The organism is Exiguobacterium sp. Leaf196 (assembly GCF_001423965.1).
In the GTDB taxonomy this organism is placed as follows: domain Bacteria; phylum Bacillota; class Bacilli; order Exiguobacteriales; family Exiguobacteriaceae; genus Exiguobacterium_A.
The window spans coordinates 14,165-34,070 of the sequence record NZ_LMPV01000002.1 but is presented as its reverse complement, the minus strand read 5'-3'; the positions used below and the strand labels follow the sequence as shown (position 1 = coordinate 34,070).

Annotated in this window: 18 protein-coding genes and 2 tRNA genes; all 20 read right to left on the bottom strand. The window is 48.1% G+C overall.

The window, feature by feature from the left end; translation table 11 throughout:
* Nucleotides 1-11: 11 nt before the first annotated feature.
* Nucleotides 12-956: a cysteine synthase A gene (gene cysK, locus ASG02_RS05980; RefSeq protein ID WP_056062013.1), complete on the bottom strand. Its 945-nt coding sequence runs from the start codon at nucleotides 954-956 to the stop codon at nucleotides 12-14.
* An 80-nt stretch (nucleotides 957-1,036) separates the two neighbouring features.
* The gene (locus ASG02_RS05975; RefSeq protein ID WP_035413262.1) at nucleotides 1,037-1,348 is read right to left on the bottom strand and encodes a hypothetical protein; all 312 of its coding nucleotides are present in this window, start codon (nucleotides 1,346-1,348) and stop codon (nucleotides 1,037-1,039) included.
* A 12-nt stretch (nucleotides 1,349-1,360) separates the two neighbouring features.
* Nucleotides 1,361-2,284, bottom strand: a complete 924-nt coding sequence (gene hslO, locus ASG02_RS05970; RefSeq protein WP_023466563.1) for an Hsp33 family molecular chaperone HslO — start codon at nucleotides 2,282-2,284, stop codon at nucleotides 1,361-1,363.
* Between the two features lie 12 nt (nucleotides 2,285-2,296).
* Complete coding sequence (locus ASG02_RS05965; protein ID WP_035413293.1) at nucleotides 2,297-3,058, bottom strand: type III pantothenate kinase; 762 nt, start codon at nucleotides 3,056-3,058, stop codon at nucleotides 2,297-2,299.
* 182 nt (nucleotides 3,059-3,240) lie between these two features.
* Complete coding sequence (gene ftsH, locus ASG02_RS05960; RefSeq protein ID WP_035413259.1) at nucleotides 3,241-5,244, bottom strand: ATP-dependent zinc metalloprotease FtsH; 2,004 nt, start codon at nucleotides 5,242-5,244, stop codon at nucleotides 3,241-3,243.
* Between the two features lie 120 nt (nucleotides 5,245-5,364).
* Nucleotides 5,365-5,910 (bottom strand): hypoxanthine phosphoribosyltransferase, encoded by a 546-nt coding sequence (hpt, locus tag ASG02_RS05955; protein WP_035413256.1) that lies wholly within the window; start codon nucleotides 5,908-5,910, stop codon nucleotides 5,365-5,367.
* Nucleotides 5,911-5,943: 33 nt separating this feature from the next.
* Nucleotides 5,944-7,176 (bottom strand): tRNA lysidine(34) synthetase TilS, encoded by a 1,233-nt coding sequence (gene tilS / locus ASG02_RS05950; protein WP_056062010.1) that lies wholly within the window; start codon nucleotides 7,174-7,176, stop codon nucleotides 5,944-5,946.
* 71 nt (nucleotides 7,177-7,247) lie between these two features.
* Nucleotides 7,248-7,319 (bottom strand) — tRNA-Glu (locus tag ASG02_RS05945).
* A gap of 11 nt (nucleotides 7,320-7,330) precedes the next feature.
* Nucleotides 7,331-7,407, bottom strand: a tRNA-Met gene (locus ASG02_RS05940).
* 153 nt (nucleotides 7,408-7,560) lie between these two features.
* Nucleotides 7,561-8,076 carry a S1 domain-containing RNA-binding protein gene (locus ASG02_RS05935; RefSeq protein ID WP_035413250.1) on the bottom strand — a complete coding sequence of 172 codons (516 nt, stop codon included), beginning with the start codon at nucleotides 8,074-8,076 and terminating at the stop codon, nucleotides 7,561-7,563.
* A gap of 83 nt (nucleotides 8,077-8,159) precedes the next feature.
* On the bottom strand, nucleotides 8,160-8,537 hold the full coding sequence (locus ASG02_RS05930; RefSeq protein ID WP_035413247.1) for a septum formation initiator family protein: 378 nt from the start codon (nucleotides 8,535-8,537) through the stop codon (nucleotides 8,160-8,162).
* A 66-nt stretch (nucleotides 8,538-8,603) separates the two neighbouring features.
* A complete protein-coding gene (locus tag ASG02_RS05925) occupies nucleotides 8,604-8,876 on the bottom strand; it encodes an RNA-binding S4 domain-containing protein (protein WP_023466556.1) in 273 nt (90 codons plus the stop codon).
* The gene (gene mazG / locus ASG02_RS05920; RefSeq protein ID WP_056062007.1) at nucleotides 8,873-10,303 is read right to left on the bottom strand and encodes a nucleoside triphosphate pyrophosphohydrolase; all 1,431 of its coding nucleotides are present in this window, start codon (nucleotides 10,301-10,303) and stop codon (nucleotides 8,873-8,875) included. Before mazG ends, ASG02_RS05925 begins: the two co-directional genes overlap by 4 nt.
* On the bottom strand, nucleotides 10,300-11,847 hold the full coding sequence (locus ASG02_RS05915; protein WP_056062004.1) for a polysaccharide biosynthesis protein: 1,548 nt from the start codon (nucleotides 11,845-11,847) through the stop codon (nucleotides 10,300-10,302). The genes mazG and ASG02_RS05915 overlap by 4 nt, the downstream gene beginning before the upstream one ends.
* On the bottom strand, nucleotides 11,844-15,359 hold the full coding sequence (gene mfd / locus ASG02_RS05910; RefSeq protein ID WP_056062001.1) for a transcription-repair coupling factor: 3,516 nt from the start codon (nucleotides 15,357-15,359) through the stop codon (nucleotides 11,844-11,846). The genes ASG02_RS05915 and mfd overlap by 4 nt, the downstream gene beginning before the upstream one ends.
* A gap of 57 nt (nucleotides 15,360-15,416) precedes the next feature.
* Nucleotides 15,417-15,974, bottom strand: a complete 558-nt coding sequence (gene pth / locus ASG02_RS05905; protein WP_035413235.1) for an aminoacyl-tRNA hydrolase — start codon at nucleotides 15,972-15,974, stop codon at nucleotides 15,417-15,419.
* Between the two features lie 87 nt (nucleotides 15,975-16,061).
* Nucleotides 16,062-17,018, bottom strand: a complete 957-nt coding sequence (locus tag ASG02_RS05900; protein ID WP_012368955.1) for a ribose-phosphate diphosphokinase — start codon at nucleotides 17,016-17,018, stop codon at nucleotides 16,062-16,064.
* 55 nt (nucleotides 17,019-17,073) lie between these two features.
* Entirely contained in the window at nucleotides 17,074-18,423 is a 1,350-nt protein-coding gene (gene glmU / locus ASG02_RS05895; protein WP_056061998.1) for a bifunctional UDP-N-acetylglucosamine diphosphorylase/glucosamine-1-phosphate N-acetyltransferase GlmU, read from the bottom strand.
* Nucleotides 18,424-18,590: 167 nt separating this feature from the next.
* Entirely contained in the window at nucleotides 18,591-18,902 is a 312-nt protein-coding gene (gene spoVG, locus ASG02_RS05890; RefSeq protein WP_056061995.1) for a septation regulator SpoVG, read from the bottom strand.
* A 158-nt stretch (nucleotides 18,903-19,060) separates the two neighbouring features.
* On the bottom strand, nucleotides 19,061-19,900 hold the full coding sequence (gene purR, locus ASG02_RS05885; protein WP_056061992.1) for a pur operon repressor: 840 nt from the start codon (nucleotides 19,898-19,900) through the stop codon (nucleotides 19,061-19,063).
* Nucleotides 19,901-19,906 lie beyond the last annotated feature (6 nt).

Here is a 19,906-nt window from a genome sequence, read left to right as displayed (position 1 = left end):
CGTATGATGGATTACTTCGATTGATCTGCTTCTTCCTCGACTTGATACAGCGGTGTACTTAAGTACCGCTCACCGTTCGAAGGAATGATCGCGAGAACATTTTTTCCTTTACCGAGACGTTTTGCCGTCTTCAGTGCCGCTGCAATCGCAGCACCTGACGAGATACCGCCTAAGACACCGTTCGTCTTCGCTGCTCGGCGTGCGTGATCAAATGCTTCTTCCGTCGTGATTTGCTCGACACCATCATAAATATCTGTATCGAGAATCGACGGTACGAATCCAGCACCGATACCTTGCAGTTTATGCGGCCCCGGTTTACCACCTGATAAGACCGGTGAATCCGTCGGTTCAACAGCAATGATTTCAATGCCTTGGAAAGCATCGCGCAACACTTTACCAGCACCCGTGATCGTTCCACCGGTTCCGATTCCCGCGATGAACGCATCGAGTTGCATGCCTTCGAACGCTTCGACGATTTCAGGACCTGTCGTTTTTTCATGAACGACTGGATTGGCACCGTTATTGAATTGTTGCGGCATGAAGTAACCGTGCTCTTCCGCTTCCGCTGTCGCGCGAGCGATCGCACCCTTCATCCCTTCAGGACCTGGCGTCAAAATCAATTCCGCACCATAGGCGCGAAGCAACGTCCGACGTTCCATGCTCATTGTTTCCGGCATGACGAGGATGGAACGGTATCCCTTCGCCGAAGCGACCATCGCTAGTCCGATACCCGTGTTCCCACTCGTCGGCTCGATGATCGTATCTCCCTCTTTAAGTTGACCTGCTTCTTCTGCCGCTTCAATCATTGATAACGCGATCCGGTCTTTTACGCTCGATCCAGGGTTCATGTACTCCAGTTTCAGATATACATCTGCATCCTCAGGACCCGTTAGATGATGTAACTTGACGATCGGTGTCCGACCGACTAAATCTAATACTGAATTCGCAATACGCATGACCATTCCTCCTCATTAGTGAACCGCTTGAATTCCAAGTAATCCGATAGATTAATTATCAGCGGACTGGATGAAATCTGTCAATCAAAGCGTTTAACTTCCGGCTTTTTTCCATCCTTTGTCTGGCGCTCGACCGCTTCTTGAATCAAACGATCGATTGTCTGCTTCTCTTGTTCCGTTCGCATCGTCTGATAGACCATTGCTCGGGTGATTTTTTCATCACCGACTTCGGCGATGACATCCTCAAGCGGACCACCAATACTGTCCTGAACGATTTTAGGAGAATCGACCTTAGGGAGCTCACCCATGAAGGCATAAGCGCCGGTCATGAAATTCGTCAACAATAAGATGAAGATCAACATCCACAAGTACTTAGGTTGTACATTCCCCATATCGGATCCCTCTTATGCTCTTTCGAGTGATTTTTCGCGAAGTTCCTCTAATTCTGGAACATCATAGTGATAATGCTCTGAACAGAAGTGACAAACAGCTTCCGCGCCACCATCTTCATCAATCATCGCTTGAATCTCATCTGGTCCAAGGGCAATAATCGCTGTTGCTAATTTGTCGCGGTCACACGTACATTCGAATGACACCGGAATCGTATCAAGATGTTCGTAGTCACCGAGAACGAGTTCTAACATTTCTTCGGGTGTTTTTTCCTCACCGACGAGAATGGAGATTGGTTTAAGAGCTCCGACACGTTTTTCAAGCGCTGCGATCGTCTCTTCCGATGCACCCGGCATCAATTGAACGATCAACCCACCTGCTGCAATGACCGATTCGTCTTCTGGGTAAACGAGAACGCCAGCTCCAACGACTGATGGACTTTGTTCCGATACAGCGAAGTAATACGTGAAGTCTTCGCTGATCTCACCGGTTTGAATCGGAGATTGACCACCGACAAAGTCACGCAACCCGAGATCCTTGATGACAGAGATGTTTCCGCGACCGACCGCTTCACCGACTTTTAATTTCGTCAGACCGTCTGCATTGACGTACGTATCCATCTCGACGCGGGGACGACTGACATATCCACGAACGACCCCTTTTGCATCGGCATCGACGATGATTTTTCCGATTGGTCCATCGCCTTCGACTTTCAATGTGACACGTGTATCGCCTTTTTGCATCGTACCCATCATCGCGCCGATTGTTAGTGTCCGACCGAGCGCTGCCGTGACGACCGGTGTCGTCTGGTGACGAAGTTGTGCTTCATAGACCGTTTTTGTCGAACGGATCGCAAATGCACGAACTTCTCCGTTGAAGCCTAACGCCCGTACTAAATAGTCATCTTTTAATTGTGCTAATAATTCTTCCCGTTTCATCTTATTAATCCCTCACTTATTTCGTTCGTAGATAATCCGTAATCCATCTAACGTCAAGAATGGATCGACGATCTCAATCATCGTGGATTCCTCGCTGATTAGTCGGGCTAAACCACCGGTCGCAATGACCTTCGCTTCACCCATTTCTTCTTTCATCCGGTGAACGAGTCCGTCCACCTGCGCCACATATCCGAAATACGTACCCGATTGCATCGCATGGATCGTATTTCGACCGATGGTTGACTGCGGTTTCGCAATTTCAATTCGCGGCAATTTTGCTGCCTTATTATAGAGTGCCTCGGTCGCAACCATCACACCCGGTGAGATGATGCCACCGTAATACCGTTTTTGTGCATCGATGTAACAGTACGTCGTCGCTGTTCCAAAATCGACGATGATCATCGGTCCCTCGTATTTCGCCGTCGCCGCTACTGCATTGACGATTCGATCGGCTCCCACTTCCCGTGGATTATCGACTTTTAAATCGAGTCCTGTCTTGATTCCTGGTCCAATCAAAAACGGACGGCGTTTAAAGTAACGCACACACATATTTTCTAGTGGAAACACGACGGGGGGTACGACAGATGATAACACGATTCCCTCGATTTCTTCCACGTTTAGCTCTGCGTCACGAAACAACGCTTTGACGAGCATACCGTATTCGTCCGTCGTCCGTGTCCGGTCTGTCGCAATCCGCCAATGCTCGATCAACTCTTGTCCTTGATAGACACCTAAGACGATATTCGTATTTCCGACATCGATGACTAAAATCATTTGCTTATTTCCCCGCTTCTTCTCGATTTTCATGCTTCTTTTTATATTCCGTTGTTTTACGCTCGGAATGATATACGTTGTGATTATACCATGCTCGTATGGTCACACCTACCGATGTGTATTCGCTCGGTCTGTAACAAAAAAGAACGGATTCGATGCGAGATCGAATCCGTTCCATCCGTTTACACTTGATCGTCGCGACGCGGCGTATCTGGTGTATCCGTATCTACATTTTGTCCTTCGTCAACGACTGAACCCATTTGCGTTGGAGACTCTGTCGGTTGATCGACGGTTGCATCTGTCGATTCCGGTGCTTTCTCTTCTGCTTTTGGAGTCGTTGCTTCTGGTTCATGTTTTTTGTATTCGCCTGTCTCTAAGAGATGGTGAATTTGTTTTTGATCAAGTGTTTCGACTTCAAGCAACGTCGTTGCAATCAAGTCGAGCTGATCGCGTTTCTCAGTCAAGATATCTTTCGCTTTTTGGTAACAGCGGTTGATGATCGCTTGGATTTCCGTATCGATCTCGTGTGCAATCGCATCCGAGTAATTCTGTTCGTTTTGGAAATCACGGCCGAGGAAGACGTTACCGCTTTGACCTGATCCGAATTGAAGCGGTCCGAGTTTTTCACTCATTCCGAACTCCATGACCATTTTCCGTGCAAGACCTGTCGCACGCTGGAAGTCATTGCTTGCTCCAGTCGAGACTTCTCCGAAGACGATGTCCTCTGCAACGCGACCACCGAGCAATCCAGTAATCTTATCTTCGAGTTCCGGCTTCGTCATGAAGTAACGATCTTCTTTTGGCAACATGACGACGTATCCGCCCGCGTTACCACGAGGAACGATTGTTACTTTGTGTACTTCGTCCGCATCGTCGAGCGTGACACCGATGATCGTATGTCCAGCTTCATGCCATGCGACGATCTTTTTCTCTTTCGGCGAGATGATCCGGCTCTTCTTCGCTGGTCCAGCGATAACACGGTCAATCGCTTCTTCGAGATCAACGATCGAGACCTTATCACGATCTGCCCGAGCGGCAACAAGTGCTGCTTCGTTTAGAAGGTTTTCAAGATCCGCACCCGAGAATCCAGGCGTCCGTTGTGCGATGGCTTTTAAATCAACCGTTGAATCAAGCGGTTTGTTCCGCGCGTGTACTTTCAAGACTGCTTCACGACCGACGACATCTGGACGATCAACCGTGATTTGACGGTCAAAACGACCTGGACGGAGTAACGCAGGGTCAAGAATATCAGCACGGTTCGTTGCTGCGATCATGATGATGCCTTCGTTTTCACTGAATCCATCCATCTCGACGAGAAGTTGGTTCAATGTCTGCTCACGCTCATCATGTCCACCACCGAGACCTGCGCCCCGTTGACGACCGACAGCATCGATTTCATCGATGAAGATGATACATGGTGCGTTTTTCTTCGCGTTTTCGAACAAGTCACGAACACGTGATGCCCCGACACCAACGAACATCTCAACGAAGTCAGAACCTGAAATCGAGAAGAATGGTACGCCAGCTTCACCAGCTGCAGCACGCGCGAGCAACGTTTTACCTGTACCTGGAGGACCCACGAGGAGAACCCCTTTCGGAATACGGGCACCGAGCTTCGCGAATTTACGCGGATCTTTTAAGAATTCGACGACTTCGACGAGTTCTTGTTTCTCTTCGTCTGCGCCGGCTACATCATCAAACGTAATCTTTTTCTTCTCTGTATCGTAGAGGCGTGCCTTCGATTTCCCGAAGTTCATGACGCGACCGCCACCACCGCCACCTTGTGCTTGATTAATTAAGAAGAAGAAGAGGATGAAGATGATGATGAATGGAACGATCGTCGTTAGTAACGCGATCCAACCACCATTCGTTTCTGCTGCCTTGAAGTCCATCTTGACTCCTTGGCTTTTCAATTGCGTGTAGAGATCCGTTAGTTCCGTATCAACAGCCGGTACGACTGTTTCATACGTCGAATCTTTTGCACGCAAATCTCCTGTCACATTATACGTCTGGCCTTCATACTGGAAGGTAGCCGTCTTGATTTCACCTTTTTCAACAGACTCGACAAACTGTGTGTAATTGATTTCTTTGCTTTTGTTCACTGGACTCTGCAAGTATTGCAGAAACAAGATCAAAGCTAGAAAAATGACCCCAAACACGAGGGTATTCTTCACTGCTCGGTTCATCTTATGCCTCCTCTCCGCATCCATCTCGTTTTTCTAATGGATGAATACGAATCCTGGCGCGACAGGGCGCGCTTTGTAATTGGTTTCATCTTATCATGGGACAGACGAGATTAAAAATAATTAGCCACCGTAGACTGCAGGTTTCAAGACACCTACATACGGAAGGTTACGGTATTTCTCTTCGTAATCCAGACCATACCCGACGACAAATTCGTGTGGAATGACGAAGCCGCTGTAATCTGCATGCAAGTCATTTTTCCGTCCTGTCGGTTTGTCGAGCAATGTCACGATTTTAACGGACTTCGCTTTCCGGTACTTGAAGAGGTCTACGAGGTAACCAAGCGTCAATCCGCTGTCGATGATATCTTCGACAATCAAGATGTCGCGTCCTTCTACCGATGTGTTCAAATCTTTTTCAATCTTGACTTCACCGGTTGATGTTGTCCCACCGTGATACGTCGAAACGTCCATGAAGTCCATTTCAAGGTGCATATCCATCTTTTTGACAAGATCGGACATGAAAGGCATTGCGCCTTTTAAGACACACACAAGCAACGGAAAACGATCGTGATAATCCGCTGTCAAATCGCCGGCGAGTTCGCCCACTTTATTTTGGATCTCTTCTTCTGAAATCAATACTTTTTCCATATCGTTCATCAAGGTCATGCTAGGTATTCCTCCTCCATAATAAACACTACATTACCATTCTATCATTAAATAAGATTTTGCGAGGAGTTCAAATGACCCGAATATTGCAATTCGATGTCCAATGACGGCTAAAATCACTCCATTTGCATCGACGACGACCGGCACTTGTTCCCGGAGATAACGTGGAACCTTCGCATCAATCAGAATTCGACTGACTTTTTTCGAACCAACAGCAAGTTGAATCCGATCTCCCGGACGTGGCGGACGTACCGTCAACGGAAACGTAATCGCGTCCAGTGGGATCCCGTGCGTTCCAATTGAGAAGCGAAGCATTTGTTCACCATAATGATACGTTCCCAAATTCTCCCCTACTTGAAACGGTAAATCGTCATTCATTGACCGTATCACACGATCTTGCATCAAAAAGCCATATGCACGTCGCATCCTCCAGTTTCCATAATACACTTCGTCCGAGCCCTTATCCACCCGAAGCCATGTAACAAAGTGACGAATCGTTTCGGAAGAAAACGTATCGCCCGTTAACGTCGGCAAGACGAGCCGTTGTAAATCCGTCGGCAATTCTAAAATACGTGCGACCGGAATTCCGTTTGTTTCCTTACACCGGTCGAGATAGGTCGCGACGAATGTTGCCTGCTCACGCATGATTTGCTGTCGCGCATGTGCTGCTGCTGCTGTTGCCTGTTCAAAACCAGGACGAATGTCTCGTAGTGGCGGAAGAATCTTATGCCGAATTTGATTTCGTAAATAGGTCGTTTCTGCATTTGATGCATCCTCTCGCCACGGTACCTCATGTTGCCATGCATAATCGAGTAATGCTTGCTTCGATTCATGTAGTAACGGTCGATGTAACCAGCCGTTACCAAACGGACGAATGACAGGAATCCCATCAACTTGTGCTTCTCCTCGAACGAGCTGAATGAGCAACGTCTCGATTTGATCATCTTGATGATGGGCGAGAACAAGACGCGAGCGTCCGGTCTCTTCCATGATGCGCTCAAAAAATGCATACCGTTCCTCACGACATGCTGCTTGAGAGCTCGTACGTCCTGCCCAGTCTAAACGCGTCATGAAAAACAAAATCTTTCGAGTTGCTGCCCAGTCTTCGATAAAATGTGCTTCTTCGTCGGATGCTGCTCGTAATCCGTGATGCACATGTGCAATTGCAATGTCATACCCTTCTCGATACAACCGATCGACGAGTACCATCGAGTCACATCCTCCAGACACTCCGACTAGGAGCGGTTCAAACGGCACACCTTCCATTACGACTTCACCCCTTTCCGTTAAAACCTAAAAAAAGCTATCTCTATATAATAGAGATAGCTTTTTGAGAATGACCCGTACGGGATTCGAACCCGTGTTACCGCCGTGAAAGGGCGGTGTCTTAACCGCTTGACCAACGGGCCAAAAAAAAATATGGTAGCGGCGGAGGGAGTCGAACCCACGACCTCACGGGTATGAACCGTACGCTCTAGCCAGCTGAGCTACACCGCCATATTTTTAACTCGTGCGTCTTAAGCACATTTTCTATAATACGGGCAGGTCAAATGAAAGTCAACGCTTTTTATAAAAATAATTTTAAAAAAATAAAAGATGGAATGAACGGCGTCATTCCATCTCTATTCTTATAAAGAACAGGTCAGCAAGTTATTGACGTTTTGCGCCGCGCCCGCCACGTTTTGAATCCGTTTGACGTTTCAATGTAGCAAGACGATCTTCACTATCTTTCAGGAAACTAGACATCAACGTATCGAACGATTGTTCTTTGCGCGGTGGTGGTGTATTACGGCCACCTTTGTTGAAGCCTCCACGATTACCGCCTCCACGCGGTCCTTTGTTATCGAACGAACGTGGTCCGCGATCTTGTCCTGCTGGACGTGGTCCACGATCGAACTGACGTGCTGGACGTGGGCGTTCACCTTCTGGACGATCGACGGCTTTTTTAATGGAAAGACCAATCTTACCATCGTTTTCAACACTTAAGACTTTAACGGTGATTTCTTGACCAACCGTTAATACATCATTGATGTCCTTAACATAAGAATCTGCCACTTCACTAATGTGAACAAGACCAGTTTTCCCTGTTGGTAACTCAACGAACGCTCCGAAATTCGTGATGCCTGTTACTTTCCCTTGCACTTTGCTGCCTACTTCAATCGACATAAATTGTATTGCTCCTTTTTAGTTGATTCGTTTCTTATTATACGAGTGATTCATTCTTTTTTCAATCAATCGGCAACCTTCAATTAGTCTTCAGGTGAAAAGTAGAAGATCGTTTCTCCTTTTTTCGAATAGAGCAACTCACTCCGGGCTAAGTTCGCCACATATTCTTTATCATTGAGACGATTGATTTCTTCTTTCAGACGAGCAGTCTCTTTTTTTGCTTTCGTCTGCTCCTGTTCAGCTACTTGAAATGACTGCTTTTGTTCTGCGATCAATTGCCGTTTTTCCATGTATGACCACCCCATGAGGGAAAAGATGAGCAAAAAGACGGTCAGACACAAGAAAAAGCGATTTTTGAGACGTCGACGGTTTTCAATAGCATTCTGACTCAATTGCTTCTTACGGTCATTGAGCGGCTTGATCTTTGGCGTTTGACGCCCTGATTCGAGCGGTGTTGGCATATCATCCCTCCTCTTTCTGAGTGGTCATCCCTGACACTCTTTAGTATACTTCCTTTTTCCGGTAAATTACATCGATTCTTCGGAATTCACCTTTTCTTCACGGATGATTTCATACATATCAGATGCTTCTTCTTTTTTCGCATGTTCTTTAATGCTTGAAATCGCAACTGTCACGATCTTATTTCCGAACCGAATCGTCATCTCATCACCTGCTGCTACCGTGCTACTTGCTTTCGCTACATTACCATTGATCGTAATCCGACCTTGATCAGCAACTTCTTTCGCAAGCGTCCGTCGTTTGATCAGACGCGATACTTTTAAAAATTTATCAAGTCTCATGACTGTTCCTCCTGCTTCGCTTGATGCCAGAGTGAATCTTGCTCTTCAAGCGTCATCTCAACGAGCGGTCGATCCGCTAGTTGTTCCATCCGTGTAAAACGGCGAATAAATTTATCATTCGTTCGTTGTAATCCTTCTTCTGCCGATAGACCGAGGTATTTTCCGACGAGTGTTATCGAGAACAGGACGTCTCCAAATTCTCCGAGTCGTTCTTCTGGGGCTGCTTCTTTCAATTCATGTAACTCTTCGATCACTTTTTCAAGTGCCCCCTCGACGTCTTCCCACTCGAAACCGACTTTCGCCACTTTCTTTTGAATGTCTTCTGCGCGCATCAAAGCAGGTGCTCCTTTTGTCACACCATCAAGTAAAGAAGTCCGCTCCGGTTTTTCTTGTGCTTTGATGTCTTGCCAGTTCGACACAACGTCTGCTGAAGAATCAACAGTCGTTTCCCCGAAGACATGGGGATGGCGACGAATCATCTTATCGCTGACGCTTCCGATGACGTCTCGAATATCAAAATACCCTTCATCTAGACCAATTTGTGCGTGGAGCATAACCTGTAAGAGGACGTCTCCTAGTTCTTCTATCATTAAGTTATCGTCCTGAAGGTCGATTGCTTCCAGTAATTCGTAAGATTCTTCGATTAAATGTCGTTTTAAGGACTCATGCGTCTGCTCTTGATCCCATGGACAACCACCTTCACCGCGTAATCGCGCGATAATCTCTTTTAAAGTCGCGAAGTCACGATTCAACGTCTGCTCATCCGTAACCGGTGGTACATAGACCGTCGTTAAGTTACTGAGCGTCGTCACATGATCGAGTTCATATAACGGTACGTTTTGAACGGTTTGCTGGCTCGTACCTGCTGCTGTGACAAGAGTGACGAGATGTTCGTCCGGATAACGTTCCATCAACTGGACTTTTAAGTCGCCAGCGACGAGCGCGTCATAGACTTGCCCAATCAGTAGATGTTGACGAATCTGTGCTTCATCGACAGCAAATGCCGTTGCATCAAGTAACTGGAATCCTTCAATCGGATCCACACCAAGTGCAGCGAACATCGGATCGAGAAAACTTTGTCCCCCTACGACATCGACATTGTCTGTCCGTTGCAACAACTGTTGCACGGTACTCTCAGCGACTAATGGATGTCCTGGAACGGCATAGATGATGTCCGTCGTTTCAGAAAGACGAAGCAATTCCTCGACGATTTCTGTATATACGTCTTCAAACCGACTATGTCGTTCATAAACTGAGTCAAATGATGTAAAGTTCATTCCCTCTGCTGCAAGTTCTGAAACGACTGGATGATCCACTGTCCGCAAATAGACAGGTTGTGTCGTGTTTTTTAATAATCGATAGATGCCAAACGGCAATTGTTCGAGTTCGCCGACGCCAAGGCCGACGATCGTAATTCGGTGTGTCATATGCTCCTCCTACGTTGGTACATCTGATATAACTTATCTCCTAAAGGCAATAACGCCCACTCTTGTTCTGATAAGGCACGAAAGCGTAACGCCATACTGCCATAAATGATGGCACCACCGACGACAAGAACGCCGACTTCGAGTGCCGCACCGATTCGTGTCTCAAGCTCAAACAGCTGGAAAAACGTCTCGATCAGATACAGAAACACACCCATGGTAAGCACAGGTAAGACCAGTCTTCGATAAAAAACAGTTCCCGCAGATACACGACCGAACTTCCGGTTCAATAAAATCCATTGCGCTGCCGCCATGACGGCAAAACCTCCAAATGTCGCCATACCCGCCCCGATCATACCATATCGGGGAATGAAATAGAGGTTCAGAGTAAGCTTCGCCCCTAATCCGATAAGAACACCAACAAGCGCATATTTCTCGGCATCAACCGACTGGAGACAAGAGACGATCATCATCGCGATCGATGCGGCAAATGCCGTCGCTGCGAGCCAAATCAATCCCGCTGTTCCTTGATCATTTTGATATAACGCAATATTGAGCGGACGCATCACACCCATTAGCCCGATCGTCGCTGCAGCGGCAATCAATAAACCGGAACGGAGTAATGTCTCGAGTTGTTGACGCATCATCTGTGGATCGTGTTTCCGGTATGCAGTCGACAAGGCTGGCACACTCGCAAGGCTCATCGACGTCGCAAACAGAATCGCAAATTGCAGTAACGGATACCCACGGTCGAGTATTCCTTTTTCGATTTTTGTTTCCGTCGTATTGCCAAGTAGATTGACGAACGTTAATCCATCAATCAATTGCATCAGCAACAAGGCAAGTGACGCGATACTAACTGCTACACCGCTTGTCACCAGCACTTTTCCGACACGTCTTATATGAATACTCGAAAATACCGGACGACCGATTTTCCCTTTCGCAAAGCGTAACAGGACGAATAACGAAACGATGCTGCCGCCAATCGCCGTTAAATGAGCGCTCGCACCAATCCAGTAGGGGTCCGCCTGCATCGAGACACCGATATACGTCACGAGCAACAATAGTCCGACACGGACGGCATTTTCAGAGACTTGGGATACAGCCGTCGGTCGCATCTCAAGATCTGCTTGGAACATTCCTCGTAGAACAGCAATCACGGGTAGTAAATAAAACGTACATGTTACCGCACGCAGGGGCACAACCAGTTTTGCATCCCCGAACCACCCAGCGAGCGTCGGGGCGATCCACCATCCGAGCAGACCGAAAAAGACGGTCATGGCAAGTAAGACATAAAAAATCGACCAGAGAACTTCTCGTTTCTCATCCGGGTGGTGAAGCGTCAACTTCGCCACGATGACAGGCAGCGCATAAATGCCGAGCGCTGCCGCAATCGCAAATAATGGATAGACGGTCTGATAGACGTACAATCCGAAATCACCAGCGAGGTTCTGATACGGAATCCGGTAAAAGAAGCTGAGCAATTTTGAGATATAACTAGAGATCGCAAGCAGTGCTGCGCCTTGCGCAATCGTTCGTCTATTCATCGCCCGACGAGCCGGCGATCAAGTTCCGCCAATAATTGTTCTGCCTGCATCGTCATCTGTTGCGTCGACTGTTTGTTGCGGTTGAGGGTTAAGACGAGTTTCTGCTCTTGTTGTCCCATTCCAAGACCACGTCCCAGTGGGACAGTCCATTTAACGAAGTCCGCCACATCGAGTTGTTGTGTCGATTGGAGCGATAAGACGATCTCAATTTTCGGATCGGTTTGTTTAACACGCTCGACACGCGCCCGTTCCGCGAAAATGCGCATCCGTGTCAACTGGATCAAACGCGCGACCTCATCCGGAAACTCACCGAATCGTTCAAGCATTTCCGTTTCGAGTTGTTCGAGACTATCGACGGTATCAACATATTTCAAACGTTTGTAGAACTCGATTTTCAGCTCGGAGTCTGTCATGTAGTGCGATGGAATATAGGCATCAAGGCTGAATGTGAACTCAGGAACGAATTTCTGGATGCGTTTTTTACCTTTCATCCGTTCTTTCCGCTCCTCGACTGCTTCTGCAAGCATCTGCGAATAGAGATCGAAACCAACAGAATCGATGAATCCAGATTGTTGCGAACCGAGTAAGTTCCCGGCACCGCGAATCGACAGGTCACGCATTGCGATTTTAAAACCGCTACCGAGCTCCGTGAACTCCTTGATCGCCTGCAGACGACTTTCTGCCACTTCCGTCAATCGTTTTTGCGGACGGTACGTAAAGTACGAGTAGGCGACGCGACTTGAACGACCGACACGACCACGTAATTGATAAAGCTGTGATAAGCCCATTTGATCGGCGTCATGAACGATCAACGTATTGACGTTCGGGATATCAATCCCCGTCTCAATGATCGTCGTACTGACAAGGACGTCGGCATCTCCTTCGAAGAAGGCGATTAGCTGACTTTCGAGTTCGGTTTCCGTCATTCGACCGTGAGCCGTGACAATTCGTGCTTCCGGTACGAGGGCGCGAATCTCTTCTGCCTTTCGCTCGATGCCCTCGACACGGTTGTAGAGGAAGAATGCTTGTCCACCACGTCCGAGTTCCCGTTCGAGTGCTTCCCGCATGACGATTCCGTCGTATTCCATGACGTATGTCTGGACTGGATAACGGTTTTCCGGTGGTGTCTCAAGGACAGAGAGATCACGGATTCCGATCATCGACATGTGCAATGTCCGCGGAATCGGTGTCGCTGTCAACGTCAAGACATCGACGTTTGTCTTCAACTGTTTCAGACGTTCTTTGTGTTTAACACCGAATCGTTGCTCTTCATCAATGATCAACAATCCGATATCAGCGAATTGGACGTCTTTCGACAGCACACGGTGTGTCCCAACGACGACATCGATCGTTCCCTCTTTTAACCCTTGTTTCGTTGCCTTCAATTCTGCTGGCGAACGGAACCGGCTCATGACCGACACTCGAATCGGCCATTCACTGAATCGCTCAAGCATTGTTTCGTAGTGTTGTTGCGCAAGGACGGTCGTCGGTACGAGCAACGCGACTTGTTTTCCAGACATGACTGCTTTAAAGGCTGCACGAATCGCCACTTCCGTTTTCCCGTACCCGACGTCACCACATAATAGACGATCCATCGGACGCGGACGTTCCATATCTTTCTTGATCTCGGCAATTGATCGCAATTGATCGACCGTTTCCTCATATGGGAAGGAAGCCTCGAACGCTTGCATGTTATCGTCATCCTCTGGGAAAGCAAAACCGACGGCAGCTTCACGAGCTGCATAGAGCTTGATCAATTCATCAGCGATATCCTCGACCGATTTTTGAACCTTCGCTTTGACCTTTTTCCATTCCGTTCCACCGAGTTTATAGATTTTCGGCTCTTTCCCTTCAGCCCCAACGTACTTTTGAATCAAGTCGATCTGATCGACAGGAACATACAACGAGTCCTCTCCTGCGTAGACGAGATGGAGATAATCCTGATGATTACCGGCTACATCAATCGTCTTGATGCCATGGTACCGCCCAATTCCATGATGAATATGAACGACGTAATCACCTGTCTTCAATTCTTGGTAACTCTTGATCCGTTCAGCGTTCGTCAGCTTCGTCGTCTGCTTCCGGCGACGCGCCGGTTGCTTGAAGACTTCTTCTTCTGTGATGACGACGAGGCGCGCATTCGTCATCTCGAATCCACCATGGATTCCGCCAATCAAGATCGCTGGTTGACCACGAGTGATGCCCTCTTTCGTTACGATCGAGGCTTCAACCCCATAATCGGATAACGTCTGGCGCATCCGCTCGGCACGTTCTCGGTTACTCGCTAAGAAGACCATCCACATGTCAGCGCGACGATATCGCTCGACTTCTTGCTTCAGGCGTTCCATCTGACCATGGAACGGCGCAATCGGTTTGATGCTGAAATGGATTGCCGCACTTTCCGGTACACCGCTCCGACGAGTCGGAAGGAGCGAGAGGTACAACAATGGTTGTCCTTCAAAGACATGTGTCATCGGAACGGACAGGACGTAATCACTGACGCTTTGTCCGCGTTCAATGAGCGACGCCATCCATTCTGCTTCCTCTGCATCCTGGACTTCTGCCGCTTCTTCAACCCGCGCGACTTCATCGACGATCAAGACGCTGCCTGTCACGTCTTGACGTAACGTCGACGTGTAGAGGATTGGTGCATACTTCGCGAACTGTTTCGGACGATCGCCGTTTTCTAACAACTCGACGTCGTAAGCAATCCCCTCTTCGAGTGCCGCGAGGACTTCCGTACTTTGGACGCGCTCTTTCGTCGCCTCATAAAGACGACGGACTTTTTCGCCAGCCTCCTTTAACTGATCCTTGGTCGCGAAGTGTTCGGCTGCTGGCATCAAACATGCTTCTGCGACAACACCGAGCGAACGTTGAGTCTCCGCATCGAATGTATAGATCGAGTCGATTTCCTCGTCGAATAGATCGAGCCGGTACGGGCGTTCAACCGTGAGCGGATAAATATCGATGATACTCCCGCGAACGGCAAACTCACCTGGTGTCGTCACGGTCGCTGTCCGCTCATACCCCGCATCAACTAAATCCTGGACGAAGTCTGGAATCGACAAGATATCGCCTGGCTTCACCTGTTTGACGTGCGACAAGAACGTCTCTGCACCCGGAACATATCGGCGTAAGCCAACGAGCGGAATGATTAGGATCCCGTCGTCCGTCGTCAATAAACGATGACGGGTTTCGATCCGTGTTGCCCGCAGTTCCGGACTCGCCCCATAGGAGAGTTCCGCGGCTAATGTCTCATCGACCGGATAGAGCATGACGTCTTCTTCCGGCACGAGTTCAATCAAATCATCGTACAACTTTTGCGCTTGGAACATATTATGTGTCACGAGTACGAATCGACGTTTCGTCTCCTGATAAATCCCGGCGACGAACAATGCCTTTCCACTATTCATCAGACCAGTAATCAACTGAGCGTTGACACCGTCCCGGAAGCGTTCCCGAACCGTCTTGATTTCAGGAATCGCTAATAAGAGTTCTTGTAATTGTTTCATCTTCTTCCTCCTAAAACACGACAGCAAAAACGCTTTGGAACCCCCAAAGCGTTGCGTTCAGTTATACCGATTCATCAAAGCGAGAAACGGTGTGTCTATAAAGTCCGTCGCTACATCGACAGACGCATTGAGTACGTGTTGCAGACTTCCTTGTTCCGCCTTCGAAAAATTCATTAACACCCAGTCGATGACTTGGATTGGTGCCGGTGGTCGACCAACACCGAGTTTAAGACGCTTGATTTCCTGCGTACCGAGGTGCTGGATCAACGACTTGACGCCGTTATGACCGCCTGCACTGCCTTTCGAACGCAAGCGCAATTTCTCAAGTGGTAAATCCAGATCATCATAGATGACGAGCACATCCTCGACCGCGATCTTGTAGAAATCAAGTAACGGTCGCACCGCTTCACCTGATAAATTCATATACGTCAATGGCTTGACGAGCACGACACGTTCTCCGTTTATCATTCCCGTTCCGAAGAGGGCTTTAAACTTCGATTCTGAAAGCGTGATCCCGTGTTTCTCCGCTAAGGCATCGATCGCAAGAAAACCGATGTTGTGGCGCGTATTCGCATACTTCGCGCCAGGATTCCCTAATCCGACGATACATTTCATATCGATTCCTCATTTCTGTTTAAAAAAGTAAACGAACAAGGGTCCGATTTCAATAAACCGGACCACATCGTTCGTATGCATAAGCAATCAGCTGAAGAGCGGGCTGATTGATTTCTGTTCGTGTACACGGATGATTGCTTCTGCAAGCAAGCGTGCCACAGAGATTTGTTTGATTTTGCTTGCACATTCGCGTTGTGTTAAATCGATCGTGTTCAAGACGACGAGTTCTTCGATCGCTGAGTTCTCAATTCGCTCCATTGCCGGACCTGAAAGAACAGGGTGTGTACAACATGCATAGACTTGTTTCGCTCCGTTTTCGATCAAAGCGTTCGCTGCAAGTGTGATCGTACCCGCTGTATCGATGATGTCATCGATGATGATGGCAATCTTGCCATCGACTTGACCAACGATGTTCATGACTTCTGCGACGTTCGGTTTCGGACGGCGTTTGTCGATGATCGCGATTGGTGCTTTTAATTGTTCTGCTAATTTACGTGCCCGTGTGACACCGCCATGGTCTGGAGAAACGATGACGAGTTCGTTTGGATCGATGTTCTTTTTCTCGAAGTATGAAGCGAGAAGCGGTACACCCATCAATTGATCTACTGGAATATCGAAGAACCCTTGGATTTGTGCTGCATGGAGATCCATCGTCACGACACGTGTCGCCCCTGCTACTTCAAGCAAGTTCGCAACGAGTTTCGCCGTGATTGGCTCACGTGAACGTGCTTTGCGATCTTGACGCGCATAACCGTAATACGGAATGACGACGTTGATCGTCCGTGCAGACGCCCGTTTCAGTGCATCGATCATGATGAGAAGTTCCATCAGGTTTTCGTTGACTGGTTGGCTTGTCGATTGAATGATGTAAATATCATCCCCCCGGACACTTTCTTCGATGTTCATCGAAATTTCGCCATCACTGAAGTGTTTGACTGAACTTTCGCTCACCGGGATTCCGATGACTTTAGCGATTTCCTCTGCCAGTGGTTTGTTCGAGTTGAGTGCGAAAATACGAATTTCATGTTCTAAGACAGTAGACATGTGTAGGTGGCCTCCATTTGTTTGGGTTTAGACGAGTAGAGCGACAAGTAATGAATTAACGATAATCGGGTTTCGTCGTTTGACGTTCCCTTGCGATCGCGAGACCGTTTTCCGGCACATCGTCTGTGACGGTTGATCCGGCAGCAACGAGGGCATTCTTGCCGACCGTGACCGGTGCAATCAAGTTGACGTTACAGCCGATGAAGGCATCGTCCTCAATGATCGTCTGGAATTTATTTTTTCCATCATAGTTGACCGTGATCGATCCACAACCGAGGTTGACGTTCTCTCCGATTGTTGCATCTCCGACATAGCTCAAGTGGGCTGATTTGCTACCTTCGCCAAATGTTGATTTCTTGATCTCAACGAAGTTTCCGACGCGTGTGTTCGCACCGAGAACCGCTTGCTGACGTAAATGCGCAAATGGACCGACTTGTGCCGCTTGACCAATCTTGCTATCCGTGACGACGGATTGACGAACAATGGCGCCATCTGCCACTTCACTGTTACGGATATCCGAGTTCGGACCAATCGTACATTCTGAACCAATGACCGTCTGACCGAGCAACTGCGTACCAGGATAGAGAACAGTATCTGAACCAATCGTGACGTCTGGTCCGATGTACGTCGAAGACGGATCAACGAACGTGACACCTTGACGCATCCAGTACTCATTCGTTCGCTTGCGCATCGACGTTTCTGCTTGTGCAAGTGCGACGCGGTCATTGACACCGATCGTCTCTTCGAACGTAGGTGCCGCATACGCTGCGATCGTCTCGCCTGCTGCCTTTGCAATCTCAATCACGTCTGGTAAGTAATACTCACCTTGCGCATTATCGTTCTTAACTTGCTTCAGCGTCGCGAACAACATCTCATTATCGAATACATACGTACCGGTATTGATTTCACGAATCGCGAGCTCTTCTGCATTCGCATCCTTATGCTCGACGATTTTCGAGACGTTTCCGTCTCCGCCACGCACGATACGTCCGTAACCTGTCGGATCGTCAGCGAGTGCCGTCAAGACGGTCACTTTTGCGTTTGTCTCCGCATGATGTTGTAACAATGAAGCCAGTGTGTCACTCGTCAAGAGTGGTGTATCGCCACAGACGACGAGCGTTGCTCCCTGTTCGTTCCCGAGTACGGGTTCTGCCATTTGAACAGCATGTCCTGTGCCAAGCTGCTCACTTTGAAGTGCGTATTCCACCGATGTGCCAAGCACTTCTTTGACGGATTCCGCACCGTGACCGACGATGACGACCTGTCGCTTGACGCCGAGCGTCGCTAATTGATCGACGACGTGCTGTACCATAGGTTTCCCAGCGACTGGGTGAAGTACTTTGTAAAGCTTAGATTTCATCCGAGTTCCTTTACCCGCTGCTAGAATTACCGCGAAATGATTCATCCTTGTCGCTCCTCCACGTAAATTAGTGTTGATTTCGTTCTGAAATAGTACACTCGTTCCAACTATAACGAAAATGGCATCGTTATTCAATGATGGGACGAAGCGGAATCGATGAAAAAACGAGAAAAAAGACAGGTTTTCCCAAGAAGAGAAAACCTGTCTTTTTCTTATGCTTGATCTGCCGTTTGGGCAGAAGAGACTTCGTAACCGATGCCTTCTTCTTGATCCTCACGTGCCGCATAGGCTTCGAGTACTGAATCTTCGACCTTTTTTCGCATTAATGCATTGATTGGATGAGCGACATCCCGGAAGATACCTTCTTGCGTTCGTTTGCTTGGCATGGCGACGAAGAGACCACTGTTCCCTTCGATGACACGCAAATCATGTACCACGAATTCGTGGTCGAGCGTAATAGAGGCAAGTGCTTTCATTCGACCCTCTGCTACGACGCGACGAATTTTAACGTCCGTAACGTTCATTTTGTCCGCACCCCTTTAACCGTTGTCACAACTCTTCGTTGTCTACTTCTACTTACGGCTTAAAACAAACAAAGGTTTAGTCTTTCCCAATCTTTTTACGCATAATTTCCAAAAGTTTGATAATTACAGTATAGTTACAATCCATGCGGCTGTCAATTTCAGGTAGTCTCAGCTTCTGAGAAATAGTGGTCGACGTTTCCACGCTTGACTTGGATTTGACCATGGTCGACGTCGACGTCCGCTAATTTCATTAAGCTGACGTATTCGTTGACCATCTTCTTCTCAGCACCTTCTGCCTCGATCAAAACACCAACACCTGCGACCTTTGCTTCAAACTCGCTTAAGAGACTCATCATTCCGCGAATCGTTCCGCCGGCTTTCATGAAGTCATCAATCAATAAGACATTCGCTCCACGTGGTAAGCTTCGACGCGCGAGTGCCATCGTCCGGATCGCTTTTGAAGAACCCGAGACATAGTTGATGCTGACTGTTGATCCTTCCGTAACACGACTATCTGAACGCACGATGACGAACGGTACACCAAGTTGCTCAGCGACTGCATAAGCAAGTGGAATCCCCTTCGTTGCGATCGTCATGACGACATCGACTTTCTTTTGGCTAAAGACAGATGCAAACACTTGTCCCATTTGTTTGACCATCTTCGGATCTCCAAGTAAGTCCGTCAAATAAAGGTATCCCCCCGGTAACAGTCGGTCTGGACGAGCGACACGTTCACATAGATCATCGATGAACGGTAACGCCTTCTTACTGCTCCACGTCGGAATGAACATGACGCCACCCGCAGCACCTGGTACTGTAACGAGACGACCTGTTCCCTCATGTTCTAACATCTCGCTGACGATATCTAAATCTTCACTGATCGACGATTTCGCCGATTTATAACGTTCTGCAAAAATCGTCAATGAGACGAGATGATGGGGATGGTCAAGCAAGTACCGCGTCATGTCGACCAATCGACCACTTCTCCGAATTTTCATTTGTTT